Source organism: Lysinibacillus sp. F12, from assembly GCF_057773605.1.
This window is the reverse complement of sequence record NZ_JBYMLP010000002.1, coordinates 521,640-534,936: the sequence shown is the minus strand read 5'-3', so window position 1 is coordinate 534,936 and position 13,297 is coordinate 521,640. Positions and strand designations below refer to the sequence as shown.

At 39.0% G+C, this 13,297-nt stretch carries 13 protein-coding genes; 9 read left to right on the top strand and 4 right to left on the bottom strand.

Annotated features, from left to right (window positions below):
• Positions 1-26: 26 nt before the first annotated feature.
• From AC3CH7_RS09720 to AC3CH7_RS09705, 4 genes are all read left to right on the top strand, one after another.
• Positions 27-701, top strand: coding sequence for a response regulator transcription factor (locus tag AC3CH7_RS09720; protein ID WP_012294898.1), 675 nt, complete (start codon positions 27-29; stop codon positions 699-701).
• On the top strand, positions 698-2,056 hold the full coding sequence (locus tag AC3CH7_RS09715; protein ID WP_325881589.1) for a HAMP domain-containing sensor histidine kinase: 1,359 nt from the start codon (positions 698-700) through the stop codon (positions 2,054-2,056). Before AC3CH7_RS09720 ends, AC3CH7_RS09715 begins: the two co-directional genes overlap by 4 nt.
• 178 nt (positions 2,057-2,234) lie before the next feature.
• Complete coding sequence (locus AC3CH7_RS09710; RefSeq protein ID WP_325881587.1) at positions 2,235-3,215, top strand: alpha/beta fold hydrolase; 981 nt, start codon at positions 2,235-2,237, stop codon at positions 3,213-3,215.
• Between the two features lie 141 nt (positions 3,216-3,356).
• Positions 3,357-4,232 (top strand): DMT family transporter, encoded by an 876-nt coding sequence (locus AC3CH7_RS09705; RefSeq protein ID WP_036216717.1) that lies wholly within the window; start codon positions 3,357-3,359, stop codon positions 4,230-4,232.
• 26 nt (positions 4,233-4,258) lie between these two features.
• Here AC3CH7_RS09705 and AC3CH7_RS09700 read toward each other — a convergent pair whose 3' ends face one another.
• The gene (locus AC3CH7_RS09700; protein ID WP_203582498.1) at positions 4,259-4,945 is read right to left on the bottom strand and encodes an ArsR/SmtB family transcription factor; all 687 of its coding nucleotides are present in this window, start codon (positions 4,943-4,945) and stop codon (positions 4,259-4,261) included.
• An 86-nt stretch (positions 4,946-5,031) separates the two neighbouring features.
• Here AC3CH7_RS09700 and AC3CH7_RS09695 point away from each other — a divergent pair, with 86 nt between their 5' ends.
• From AC3CH7_RS09695 to AC3CH7_RS09680, 4 genes are all read left to right on the top strand, one after another.
• Entirely contained in the window at positions 5,032-5,334 is a 303-nt protein-coding gene (locus AC3CH7_RS09695) for an antibiotic biosynthesis monooxygenase family protein (RefSeq protein ID WP_332289840.1), read from the top strand.
• Between the two features lie 35 nt (positions 5,335-5,369).
• Positions 5,370-6,200, top strand: coding sequence for a CbrC family protein (locus AC3CH7_RS09690; RefSeq protein ID WP_031416183.1), 831 nt, complete (start codon positions 5,370-5,372; stop codon positions 6,198-6,200).
• Between the two features lie 26 nt (positions 6,201-6,226).
• Positions 6,227-7,339 (top strand): PA2928 family protein, encoded by a 1,113-nt coding sequence (locus AC3CH7_RS09685; protein ID WP_036162004.1) that lies wholly within the window; start codon positions 6,227-6,229, stop codon positions 7,337-7,339.
• Positions 7,340-7,465: 126 nt separating this feature from the next.
• Complete coding sequence (locus tag AC3CH7_RS09680; protein WP_031416182.1) at positions 7,466-7,753, top strand: hypothetical protein; 288 nt, start codon at positions 7,466-7,468, stop codon at positions 7,751-7,753.
• Positions 7,754-7,880: 127 nt separating this feature from the next.
• Here the strand turns inward: AC3CH7_RS09680 and AC3CH7_RS09675 are convergent, their stop codons facing one another.
• The 3 genes from AC3CH7_RS09675 to fdhF are packed head-to-tail and all read right to left on the bottom strand — an operon-like array spanning position 7,881 to position 12,359.
• On the bottom strand, positions 7,881-8,927 hold the full coding sequence (locus tag AC3CH7_RS09675) for an Mrp/NBP35 family ATP-binding protein (RefSeq protein WP_332289844.1): 1,047 nt from the start codon (positions 8,925-8,927) through the stop codon (positions 7,881-7,883).
• 11 nt (positions 8,928-8,938) lie between these two features.
• Complete coding sequence (locus tag AC3CH7_RS09670) at positions 8,939-9,418, bottom strand: helical membrane plugin domain-containing protein (RefSeq protein WP_031416181.1); 480 nt, start codon at positions 9,416-9,418, stop codon at positions 8,939-8,941.
• Between the two features lie 4 nt (positions 9,419-9,422).
• The gene (fdhF, locus tag AC3CH7_RS09665; protein WP_198696051.1) at positions 9,423-12,359 is read right to left on the bottom strand and encodes a formate dehydrogenase subunit alpha; all 2,937 of its coding nucleotides are present in this window, start codon (positions 12,357-12,359) and stop codon (positions 9,423-9,425) included.
• Between the two features lie 583 nt (positions 12,360-12,942).
• Between fdhF and AC3CH7_RS09660 the strand changes: the two genes are divergently transcribed.
• Positions 12,943-13,290 (top strand): Na-translocating system protein MpsC family protein, encoded by a 348-nt coding sequence (locus AC3CH7_RS09660; RefSeq protein ID WP_031416179.1) that lies wholly within the window; start codon positions 12,943-12,945, stop codon positions 13,288-13,290.
• Positions 13,291-13,297: the final 7 nt, after the last annotated feature.

Below are 13,297 nucleotides of genomic sequence, written 5' to 3'. Positions count from 1 at the left end.
TATATTGGAAATGAGGGAACGGATGTATGACAACTATACTTGTTGCTGATGACGATCCGAATATTCGCGAGCTTGTATGCCTGTTTCTGCGCAAGGAAGGATTCGCAACAGTGGAAGCCGAAGATGGTAAGGAAGCATTATCCATCTATCACTCAACACCTGTTGATCTCGTAGTGCTTGATATTATGATGCCAACGATGGATGGTTGGACTCTATGTAAGGAGCTACGGAGAGCCAATGCTGAAATCCCATTACTCATGCTGACAGCAAGAGGTGAGACGTGGGAAAAAGTCAAAGGCTTTGAGCTCGGGACAGATGATTATTTGACCAAGCCATTCGATCCTTTAGAGCTGACGGTACGTGTAAAGGCTTTATTAAAGCGCTACAGAATTGGTTATTCGCAGACCATTCAGCTCGGAGCTATTACTCTTGACCGTCAGACCTTTAAAATTATGACTGGAACGGATGCTATTACGCTGCCACTTAAAGAGTTTGAATTATTATATAAGTTAGCCGAAACACCTGGACAGGTATATACACGTGAACAGCTGATCGATCAAATTTGGGGAATTGATTATGCTGGTGATAATCGAACAATTGATGTACATATAAAGCGCTTGCGTGAGCGCTTCGCTTTGATAGCTGATTTTCATATTGAGACGATACGAGGTCTTGGTTACAGGCTAGAGGTTGATGAATGATCAAATCTTTATATACACGCGTCGTGTTAACATTTCTAGTTGCGGTCATTGGTGGTACAGTCGTTTCCTTCTTCGTAGCCACATGGTTATTTAAAGATAAATTGAATGAATACTTACAAATCCCCTTGCTGAATTTTGGACAGGACATTGTCTTAATTTTTGACACAATGCCTTTTCAGGAGGCAGACCATTTACTTAGCCAAATGAATCAACTGAAATCGTATGATGTCTATGTTTATGATGAAGCAGGGGGGATGAAGGCTTATGGAGACGCTCAAAGTGATACATTGAATAAAGTGACTAAGAAGCAGGTTCGAGACGTGTTGGATGGTAAAGTTGTGCAAGTGAATCCGAACGTTTCTTCAGGACTTGTCGGTATGCCTTTAACAACTGACAAAGGAACCAAAGCGATGTTTATCGAACCAAAAGCTGTCTCCTCGGTCTCATTTGCGCTCACGTTAATTTTAAATTTTTCCACATATGCGCTAGTTATAGGCAGTGTAGTATTTCTAATAGCGGCTATGTTTTTAGTCAGACCGATTAAAAAATTAACAAAAGCGACGAGACATATAGCAGGTGGAGATTTTAATGTCGAGCTCAACATTAAACAATCAGGAGAATTAGGTGTTTTAGCCAGAAGCTTTGAAGAAATGGCTTCCGATTTGCAGCAATTAGAGCAAATGAGGAAAGAATTCGTCTCGAATGTGTCCCATGAGGTTCAGTCACCACTTACTTCGATATCTGGCTATGCTTTGGCACTAAAGCAAGTAGACTTAACGATTGAGGAAAAAAACCGTTATCTTGATATTATTATGGCTGAAGCTCAACGAATGTCTAAAATGAGTGATAGCCTACTAAAACTAAGTTTGCTTGAATCCAAGGCACCACCGATGCAGCTTGTGTCGTTAAGCCTAGATGAACAAATTAGACGTGTAATCGTCGCAATCCAGCCACAATGGATGGCTAAAAACATCCATTTTAACCTCCAGTTGCAATCGGTTTATGTCATGGCAGATTACGACCAATTAAATCAGGTATGGACAAATCTTCTTACGAATAGTATTAAATTTTCAAAGGATGGCGACACAATAAAGATTAGCATGTCACAAGAGGCTCATCATGTGTTAGTTCGCATAACAGATACGGGCATTGGCATTTCTCAAGAAGATCAGAAGCGAGTATTCGAGCGATTTTTTAAGGCGGACCGTTCCCACAGTCGAAAATATGAGGGAAGTGGGATGGGACTTGCTATTGTGAAACAAATCGTTTCCTTGCATAAAGGGGACGTTCAGGTGGAGAGTAAACTTGAACAAGGAACGACATTTATTGTTACATTGCCAACCACAGCTAATTAAAAAATAAAAGGTACGATTGTACGATTCCTATGTGATTCTTCATGTAGGATATCGTACCATTTTTTTTTATTGTTCATATTGCGTTCATATTACCGTCATTGGGAAGACATCTTCGTCCTTTACACTGTTGTTAACGGCTCATAAGGTAGCTGTTAACAACAGTGTAAAGGAGGCAGGCATGAGTAAAGGTGAACCCCCTCGTGCGTCAAACATGAAAAAATTTACTAGAATATTATTGAAATCGATAGCGATTATAGGTGCAATAGGAGTGCTACTACTCGCTATTGTTTTTACAGTTAACATTATTTTCAACAAAATAGAACAAGGTAAAATAGAACCCTATGGTCAGCTCGTTGCTGTTAATGGAGAAAATATGAATATTACTATTCAAGGTAAGGGGACAGAAACCATTGTCTTACTCCCAGGCTTCGGAACAGCAGCTCCAACGCTTGATTTTCAGCCACTGATTGAAGAACTAGCTCCAAACTATAAGGTAGTTTCTGTAGAGCCTTTTGGCTATGGGCTAAGCGATGATACTAAGAAAGAGCGCAGCACAGAGAATATAGTAAGTGAGATTCATGAAGCGCTACAGACATTAAAAATTGACCAGTATATGTTAATGGGACATTCGATAGCAGGGATCTATGGGCTCAATTATGTCAATAAATATCCGGATGAGGTAACTGCATTTATCGGAATTGATAGCAGTGTTCCAACTCAGGGTGGTATGGATACAGAATTCCCCATTAAGTCGCTACAGCTTTTGAAAAAATCAGGCATTGCTAGAGTAGCTCTAAAACTATCGGGTACTGATCCATATGCTGGGTTACCTTATGACGATGAAACAAAAGAGCAAATTAGGATGATTACCCTTAAAAACTTTTATAATACGAGTACTTCTAATGAACTAAAGGGGATATATCAAAAGTTTAAAGAAGCAGAAAACCTTACATTCCCTAAAGATTTACCTCTTTTGTTATTTGTTCAGGCGAACAACAGTGATGGAATTGAGAAAAACTGGATACCACTCCATGAGGAGCAGGTTGAAAATTCAGTGCATGGCAAAGTCATTATAATGGATGGAGATCATTACTTACACCATACAAAATCACGAGAAATTGCTGAAAATCTGAAAAAATTTATGAATCATGAATCGTGAAAGTGTCTTACCTCTATCATGATGGAGGTAAGTTTTTTTATGTTTCAAAACTAGATGTAATCCATACTTCGATGAATGTTGAATCATTGCCTGTTTATAATTCAAATAGAATGATCAAAAATCAGCTAAGGAGTATGTTGTATGAAAAACTATCAATTTATAGCTTTATTAGTAGTAACAACCTTTTTAATGGGTTCATCTTTCGCAGTCGTAAAATTAGGTTTACCTTATTCATCCCCTTTATTGCTTGCTGCCCTGAGATTTATATTGGCAGGAATCATCATGGCTATTATCGTTATCCTCTTGAAAAGACCGCATCCAACATCAAGGAAAGAGTGGGGGAAGCTATTAATCCTTGGCGGATTTCAAACGGCGGGAGTGATGGGGTGTATATTTCTAAGCCTCCGTACCATTACAGCAAGTGAGTCCTCTATTTTAACATTTACAAACCCACTACTTGTTGTCCTATTTGCCACCCTTTTTACTAAAGCACGTTACCATGTGCATCAATGGGTAGGTGTTTTTCTTGGTTTAATCGGTGTGATGATTACGATGGGTGCCCAGGTTGAATGGAAAATAGGGCTTCTATTTGGATTTTTATCGGCTGTTTTTTGGGCGATTGCCACATTATTAGCGAAAGAATGGGGGGCGTTATTTGATACTTGGGTTTTATCAGCCTATCAAATGCTGTTTGGGGGCTTGCTTCTTTTCCTAGCGAGTACATTATTAGAGCAACCGTTTTTTATGGTCAATCAGCATTCATTGCTGATTTTATTATGGCTTAGCCTCTTTTCCTCCATTATCCAATTTGCAGGCTGGTATTATTTACTGCAAAATAGTGACCCTGGGAAAACAAGCGCCTATTTGTTTTTAGCTCCTTTTTTTGGCGTGTTAACGGGCTGGCTGTTATTAGATGAACCATTACAACCATCTTTCATGGGAGGGGGATTATTCATACTAGTCGGAATTTACCTAGTCAATCGTACGTTTAGTCGAACAAAAGACTTGAGGTCATAATGTTTTGCCTCAAGTCCAATATTAGTTTACATCTCTATTTGAAATACGTCTTTCAATCCAATTTTACCTTTCTCCGTCACCTGAATGGCGCGAATAGCAGGGACACGAGTAAGCCAGCCAAGCTGGAATAAATGATTGAATAGCTCACTACCAAGAGCACCAGCCAAATGATAACGCCGTTCGCTCCAATCTAAACAGGCGTGTGAGAAGGATCTTCTTTTCTTTTTTAATGCAGGTAAATCGATACCAAATGATGTGAAAAATAATGTGCCTTCATCTGTTAAAACAAACTGCTTTTCTTCTAATTTTAAATAGCCCGCTCGCATCATCGATTCTGTCAAATGAACACCTAATTTACCAGCCAGATGGTCATAGCAAGTTCGAGCCTCCTGCAACAATTTTATTTGGCTAGATTGTTTTAAAGATCGTATTTCAGGAGGAGGTGAAATGGCTAGGAAGGATTCAAGAAATTGAGCAATTTCCTCGTCTGCTAATTGAAAATAGCGGTGTCTACCCTGTTTTTCCACCTTTATTAGTTTTCCTTCTACTAATTTAGCTAGATGGAAGCTAGCTGTTTGAGGTTTAATAGCGGCCATATAGGCTAGCTCACTAGCCGTATGGAGGCGACCGTCCATCATACTAGAGAGTATAGTAGCTCTTGAAGTTTCGCCGAGGAGTGCTGCGACTTCAGCCATATTTGGATTAATTCCCATATGTCACAATCCTTTCGTTTGCTATATTTTGATTTTAGTCAAAGTCATTATCGTTTACAATAAAAGTTATAGAGGGGGAGAAATAAATGGAAACATATTATGCAGTGATCTTTACTTCACAAAGAACCGAACATGATGGGGAGGGCTATGGCAAGATGGCCGAAATAATAGATGCCTTAGCCAAGCAACAGCCTGGCTTCATACGTGTTGAAAGTGTAAGGGATGAGGAAGGGAAGGGCATGACCGTATCCTATTGGGAATCACTAGAGGCTATTCAAGCATGGAAAGCTAATGCCAAGCATTTAGCGGCCCAGCAATTAGGAAAAGAGAAATGGTACATGCATTATCAAGTTGAAATTTGCCAAGTCATGAAAGAGTATTCTTTTTAATAGTAAAATTAGGCAAACGAAGGAGGCAGATTTTGATGACAATTGCTGAAGAATGGCAAGAGCTTAGAAATAATTTCAATCCTTCTCAACCAATCACGGTTAACCGGATGCATATTTTTAAAGAGCAATTAAAGAATGAGCCACAAACGCAAGAAACATTGAGAATACTTGTCGAGGTCTATTGTTTACTAAGGATGTATCCAGAAGCTTATCAACTATTTACTGCTATTATGAATAATAATGATAAAAAAGACCGTAAAAAATTTGGAACGCTACAAACCTACATAAATCAACCAAATTCAATGGTTCCGTTGATGCCACAAAAAATACGAGATCAACGGCCTATTAAAACGTTCATCCCTACGTTTAAATATTTACCAAAGCCATTAGAGGCGAAAATTTTTGAGACAGATGACATCGTTGTATGCGATTGTTGTCAACAGGAAGTGGATGTCTATTATACTGGCGGTATTTACGCGATAGAGGATGTAGATTATCTTTGCCCTTCATGTATCCATAGTGGGGAAGCGGCGCAAAAATATGATGGCTCTTACCAGCAAGATTTAATTCATGATGAACATATTACAAATCCTAGATTGGCGGAGGAAGTGCTATATCGAACGCCAGGCTATGTGAGCTGGCAAGGGAATAATTGGGTAGCCCATTGCTCAGATTATTGTGCATTTATTGGCTATGTTGGCTGGAGTGATATGGTGGAGCTAGGCATTGACGATCAGTTTGACAATTATACGGGCTTTTCGCTAGAAGAGGTTTCTGCTTCCTTAATGAACAATGGTCATCATCAGGGGTATTTATTTCAATGCCTGGAATGTGATCGCTATGTGCTTTATTCTGATTTTAGCTAAGGTTGTTTAGTAGAGGAGGTAGTAAAGTGGAACAATTTCTTCAACGGTATATGTATTCCTGGCGCTTCAATGGCTGGCTTGTTCACGATATTTTTTTAGGGATTATCTTTGGACTGGGATTGTTATTGTTAGTATTTATAGCTATTAAACGGAAGCGTCTAGTTATTTCTATCAGCTTGCTCGTCATTTATTTAGTAGTAAGTAATGGACTCATGATAGTTTTTGGTTTAGCAGGACGAAGCTTTCCAATCAAATCGGACTCCTCTATTTATACAGATGAATCACAAAAAATAGCTGTACAAATGGTACAGGGCTATGAAAATAATGGTTCATCAAATGGCATTACACATTTGATTTCACACTATCTTATTGTAGCTGTGAATTTGGAGACAGGTGAAAAACAATGGACAAAATCTGCTTCTTATAAAGAAACACTGATTGGGAATTTTATGGGTGGCTTACTTGTTCACCATCGAGATGGGGAGTATGGGCAATTGTCACTTTTAGATATAGAAACGGGAAAAGAAATACTTTCTGAAAAGGAATTTCGCCAACAGCATCAGCCTTTAATAGATATTTTGAGCAGTGGTGCACAACAAATGATAGCGTTACAAAACGAACTTTATCTAGAAGGTGTCGATGGCCATTTTTATCATTATGATGGCAAGGCCTTAAACAAAGATACCAAAGCTGAAAATTATATATCTGCACGTTTTTTTATTGAATCGGATTTGCCAGGTTATTTTGCTACTCATCAGCAGCCTTTAGAGAATTATCAAGAGATTCAAGATTTTAGTCAACAAGTGTTGTCAGAGCCTGCTATACGAAATTATCAAAATTTAGAGCCAAAAGTGATGGCTATAGATATTGTGGAAAGCGTTGCCCTCCTTTCCTATCGACAGACCCAGCGAGAGAGTGCAGATCATATGCTTGTGCTGTACGATATGAAAAAGCATCAATTGCTATGGGAAGAAAAGATTGGTGCTATTAATTCCTATCAACAGCAGCCTAAAGTAAGAACGCTAGAGAAGGGCTATATCATCCAGACGGGTGATCAGCTTTTAGTCCTAGATAAACAGTCAAGGGATAAAGTTGTTCAATATCACCTACGTTGGAATCGTCCTGTTGATGAAATGTAAATGACAGTGTGATGATATAACTTGAGGCAAAAAATGATGAAGCTCGGGAAAGTATTTTTCGCTTCTACTAAATAAGAGTATAATTTAATAGGAAGAAACTCTGAATGATAAGATTGGAGCAAGATAATGAACGAGCAAATATTAGATTGGATTACACGCTTTCAAAGGGATAAAGATATTGAAGCTCTCGCTCATTTAAAAAAATATTGTTTTCGGATGATTGAACCTTTAATTGTGGAATTTACATGTAAGCATGGTAAAGAAGCGGGAGAATTATTGCGTTTAAAATGGGATAAACGATTTTATTTTATTTTTACAAAATATCAGGTGAATGTAGGGCTTCCATTAGATACATTTGTCCACAATACGTATCGTTTTTATTTCATGCAAGAATTAAAAAAGGCTGGCTATTAGTAATCCATTAAAACGGTGAATGCTCGAAAGATCACGTTCGTTTGTGATTATTTGGGCAGAGCTGTAAAAAATAGCGGGGAATAAATAGAATCCCTTGATTTGTGTATATGCAAATCAAGGGATTTTTTTATTGATAGAGCAAATCCTCTGCTAGGTGAGTAAAAATTTCACCAATAATTGTATCTGCATCATACACGGAGGAGCCTGTATTTTCTTCAGGTTGAGCAAAAGGAATATGTGCTAAAACATTCGTATTCAGTAATTCGGCTAATTGCTCAGCCCCACCTTGTCCAAAAAGATAGTTTTTTTGACCATCTGCCCCTTCAAAATAGGCCATATTTTCGACGACGCCAAGTATGGTGTGTTTGGTATGTTGAGCCATTAAACCTGCACGGGAAGCAACGTGAGATGCAGCAAGATGTGGGGTTGTAACAATAATCTCCTGTGCTTGAGGGATCATCGCTGCCATATCAATTGCTACATCACCTGTACCTGGAGGCAAATCAATGAGGAGATAATCTAAATCTCCCCAATGTGTGTTGACTAGGAAATTTCGAATCCATTTGTTAAGCATAGGCCCACGCCACATGACAGGCTGATTGTCATGTGTAAAAAAGCCCATCGACATGATTTTAACACCATGAACCATCACAGGAATTGCAGTTTGGTCCAGCATGGTTGGTTTTTGGTCAACATTCATCATCGTAGGTATACTGAAGCCGTAAATATCTGCATCTAAAATACCAACACGTTTTCCAAGACGGGCAAGAGCAACAGCTAGGTTGATGGTTACGGTAGACTTACCAACACCACCTTTACCACTAGTTACTGCGATAAATTGAACGCCAGAATGGGGCAACAGCATTTTGGGCATACCTGTGTCTGTCACCTTTTCCGCTTGTAGAGAGGCAGTTAAGGTGCGACGTTCCAGTTCGGTCATTGCCCCAAAGCTAATGACAACAGGGGAGACACCGAGCGTTTTTAACGCCTCCTCCACATCCTGTTGGATTTTTGCCTTTAAAGGGCAGCCAGGAATAGTCAAAATGATATCAAGCGATACTTGTGTACCGTTGATTTGAATATTTCGCACCATATTTAAGTCTATGATACTTTGGTGAAGCTCTGGATCTTCTACCTGTTTCAAGGTGTTTAGTATATTTTCTTTCGTTAACATGAAGGCACCACCTAATCTTTTAAGCCTTTGCCAAGTCCTTTTAAGAAATGGACACCAAAATTGAGTGCACGATTAACATCTGGATCATTTAACATTTTAACTAGCTTAAAAGCACTCACTTTTTCATCAGTCTCTAGAGCTTTATTGGCTTCGTCCACTCCAGCATGTAAGCCTTCAATAAGTTTTGCTGTTGTTTCAGGATTTAGCTCTGTCAAGGCTCCTGCAACACCCATCAAATTATTAATAATATTCGTCACAGGCTTTCGTGTTAATTGTCCAAGTGCTATATGAGCCACATCCTCTTTCGCTTCAAGTAACTTAGTAGCGGCTTCTAATGCACCAATATCATTTAATTCTGACATAATGGTAAATACTTGCTGAACTGCTTCTTCATGTTCAGAAAGTAATTGTTTTAGATTGTCTATTTTTTGTTCTTTTAGTTGTTCTTCCGTAAATGGTTGCTTTTTTATGTTTGTAATCGGGACAGCCATGCTCTCACTCTCTTTCATTAGTAGTTGTTAAGTGAACGTAGCCAGGACGATTCCATTTCCGTTGTACCTCGACGCCATTTTGAGGATGGCGCTTTTTATAACGTGGGTTTGTTCGAGGAAGTGGTGATTTTCCTTTTGCTTTTAGCACTTCTACTCGGACTTTCGTTTGTTTATAAGCAGGTGTTGACGTATTCACATCTGCGGCTGGACCTGTTAAGAAATTAATAGCTGAATCCTTGCTAACAGAGTTCATTGGTAAGAATAATTCGTTACCTTGTACACGATCTGTGACAAGAGCATTTAGCTTTAATGCACCATATGGCGATACTAAGCGTAGTAGGGCTCCATCCTCAATGCCTCGTTCTTTCGCTAATTCTGGTGATACTTCTACGAAAATCTCAGGAACTTTTGATTGTATACCCTTTGATTTATTCGTTAAGTTGCCTTCATGGAAGTGTTCAAGCATACGTCCGTTATTAATATGGCAATCATATTGTGCCTCAAATTCAACTGGTTCCACCCAGTCATTTAATGCAAAGCGTGCCTTTTTATCAGGGAAGTTAAATCCGTCCTCATAGAGTAAAGGTGTATCTTTCCCATCATGACTACCCCAGCAGAAGCTACCCCAGCCTTCCAGTACATCGTAGTTTGCTTGTGAGAAAAGGGGAGATAGGCTAGCCATTTCATCGAATATATCGCTTGGATGATTGTAATGCCAGTCAGCACCTAGACGACAAGCGACTGCTTGCAGGATTTCCCAATCTGCCTTTGACTCTCCCAGCGTCGGTAAAACCTGATACAGTCGTTGAACGCGACGTTCTGTATTAGTGAATGTACCTTCTTTTTCGAGTGAAGGAGCAGCTGGTAAAATAACATCCGCATATTGTGCCGTACGTGATAGGAAACAATCTTGGACCACAAAGAAGTCTAATTGGGATAGAACTTCATCTACATGGTTAGCATTACAGTCGACAAGTGCCATATCTTCACCTACCAAATACATTGCTTTCATTTTACCTTCCATAATCGCATCTAACATTTGCATATTATTACGACCTGGTTGTGGTTGAATATTAACACCGTATGCTTTTTCAAATTTAGCTCGCGCTTCATCATCTGTTACTTTTTGATAGCCTGGCAATAGATTCGGTAGTGTACCCATATCACAAGCGCCTTGAACATTATTATGGCCGCGAAGAGGGTAGGCACCTGCACCTGGACGACGGTAGTTACCAGTTGCTAAAAGTAAATTAGAAATGGCGGCTGACGTATATGAACCACCTGTATTTTGTGTGACACCCATACCCCAAAGAACGCAAGTCCCGTCTGCCTCGCGAATCATTTCTGCCACCTGAATTAAGGTTTCTTTTGAGATACCAGTCATTTCTTGTGCGTAATCAAGTGTGTATTTTTCAAGAACTTGTTTGAACTCATCCAAGTGTAGGACATTTTTCTGAATGAAGGCTTCATCATGCCAACCCTGATCCATCATATACTTGGTTACTGCCATTAACCATACTTGGTCCGTACCTTGTTTCGGACGCATGAATATGTCAGAACGCTCAGCCATTTCATGTTTACGTATATCGGCAACAATTAGTTTCTGACCATGTAATTTATGGGCACGTTTGACACGAGTGGCCAAAACAGGATGACCTTCAGCTGGGTTAGCCCCGATAATAATGACAAGACCAGCATTGGCAATATCTTTGATGGTTCCTGCATCCCCACCCATACCTACTGTGCGTAATAAACCGTCCGTTGCCGGTGATTGGCAATAACGGGAGCAATTATCTACATCATTTGTCTCAAACAATTGGCGTGCCATTTTTTGAATTAAGTAATTTTCCTCGTTTGTAATTTTAGAAGAAGAGATAAAGCCCACAGAACCAGGGCCATATTGTTGTTGAATCCCCCCCAGTTTAGCAGCAATTAAATCAAGTGCTTCATCCCAAGAAGATTCCACAAAGGCATCATCTTTACGAATTAATGGCTTTGTAATACGTTCTTCAGAGTTGATGAAGTCCCAACCGAATTTCCCTTTGACACAAGTAGAAATGGCATTTACAGGACCATCGGAAGGTTGTACTTTTAAAATTTTACGATCTTTTGTCCACACTTCGAATGAGCAGCCCACACCACAGAATGTACAGACTGTTTTTGTCTTTTTCGTCCGTTTACTACGCATCGCTGCTTCCACTTCAGAAACAGCAAAGATACCACTATAGCCGGGTTCTACTTCTTTTATCAAGCTAATCATTGGATCTAACATATCCTGTTTAAGACCAGTCATAAATCCAGCCTCTCCAAGCATGGATTTTTCCATTAACGCATTACATGGGCAAACGGTTACACATTGACCGCAGCTGACACAGGAAGAATCATTAATCGCAACGCCGGTATCCCAAATTACGCGAGGTCTTTCTGCTTCCCAATCCAAAGATAGTGTTTCATTCACCTGTAAACTTTGACAGACCTCTACACATTGTCCACATGCGATACATTGATTTGGATCATAGCGGTAAAATGGGTGTGACATGTCCACTTCATGTGGCTCCACTTTTGGTTTGTATGGATACTTTTGATGTTCGATTTCCATTAACTCGGCTGTGTTGTGTAACGTACAATTCCCATTATTATTATCACAAACTGTACAGTACAATAAATGATTTTCAAGAAGACGATCCATCGCTTCTGTTTGCGCCGTTTTTGCTTTGTCAGAGGTTAATAATACATTCATGCCATCGACTGCTTTTGTTGAGCATGATCGAACTAATTGGCCGTTTACCTCAACGATACATGTATCACACGTTTCGATTGGATCGACGGTAGGTACATGACAAATCTGTGGATGAGGGATGTCATGTTGATTAATGGTATCAAGGATTGTAGCGCCTTCGTTTACATCGTACGTTACGCCATTAATATGAATTTGAGTCAAGGTAATTTCCTCCTTTTACACTATGAGACTACTCGGACAACCTGTTACGGCTTAAGACAAAAGGGAATTACAATACGAGCTTTCCAAAAATGATGAAAAGATTGTCTTGTTATCATTGTAATTCCCAAATCGACGTGAAGCTACCTCAAAATAGAGTAATTGTTAGAACATAACAAGTTATCCATGTCTCGGGTTAAAAAATAAAAAAAATCCACCATGAAATGGCACGTCTAAGACATGCTAATACATTCATGGTGGATAAAATTCTTAGCAGGCCTTGCTAAAAACTCAATCAACTTTTATTTTTAGGTCATCATAGAATTCAAATATTTATAAACACTATGCGACTTCTAAGTAGAGGAAGACATAGGGATCAAAATACATAAATTCCATTTGTGCTATTATTATAGCCCTTTCCTGCAAAAGGAACAATATGAATTATCAATATTTTTACATGAGAATAATTATCAAAAATATTTTCTCTTTTATTTTTTTAAAAGTTACTATATGATTAACAAACTGTAAGGGTGACCCCCATAGTGATTGCCTAAAAAAGTATAATGATGATGGGAGAATCGTTACTATGTCTAAAAAAGTTCATGAATTTAACGATATGATTCGTAAATTACGAAAAGAAGTTTTTGGTAAAGGACCAGAACGTATTCATACGGTTTTTGTTGAAAATATGGCTGTCTCCACTTTATATGGGAATATCACTCCAACTGAAAAATTTATTGCGGGTTCACCCGAAGGATTAAAAATGGTTCATGCCGCAAGGACGAGCATGATTCAAGATTTATATGCACAATCCCCACCGGAAGGCATGGAAGAATTAATGGGCAGTAAATTACTCCACTTATTTTCAGATATTAAAATTGAAGAGGATTTTGCGATTTCCGTCTTTGTTTTTGAAAAGCCTATAAGTGAATAAAGGAGGA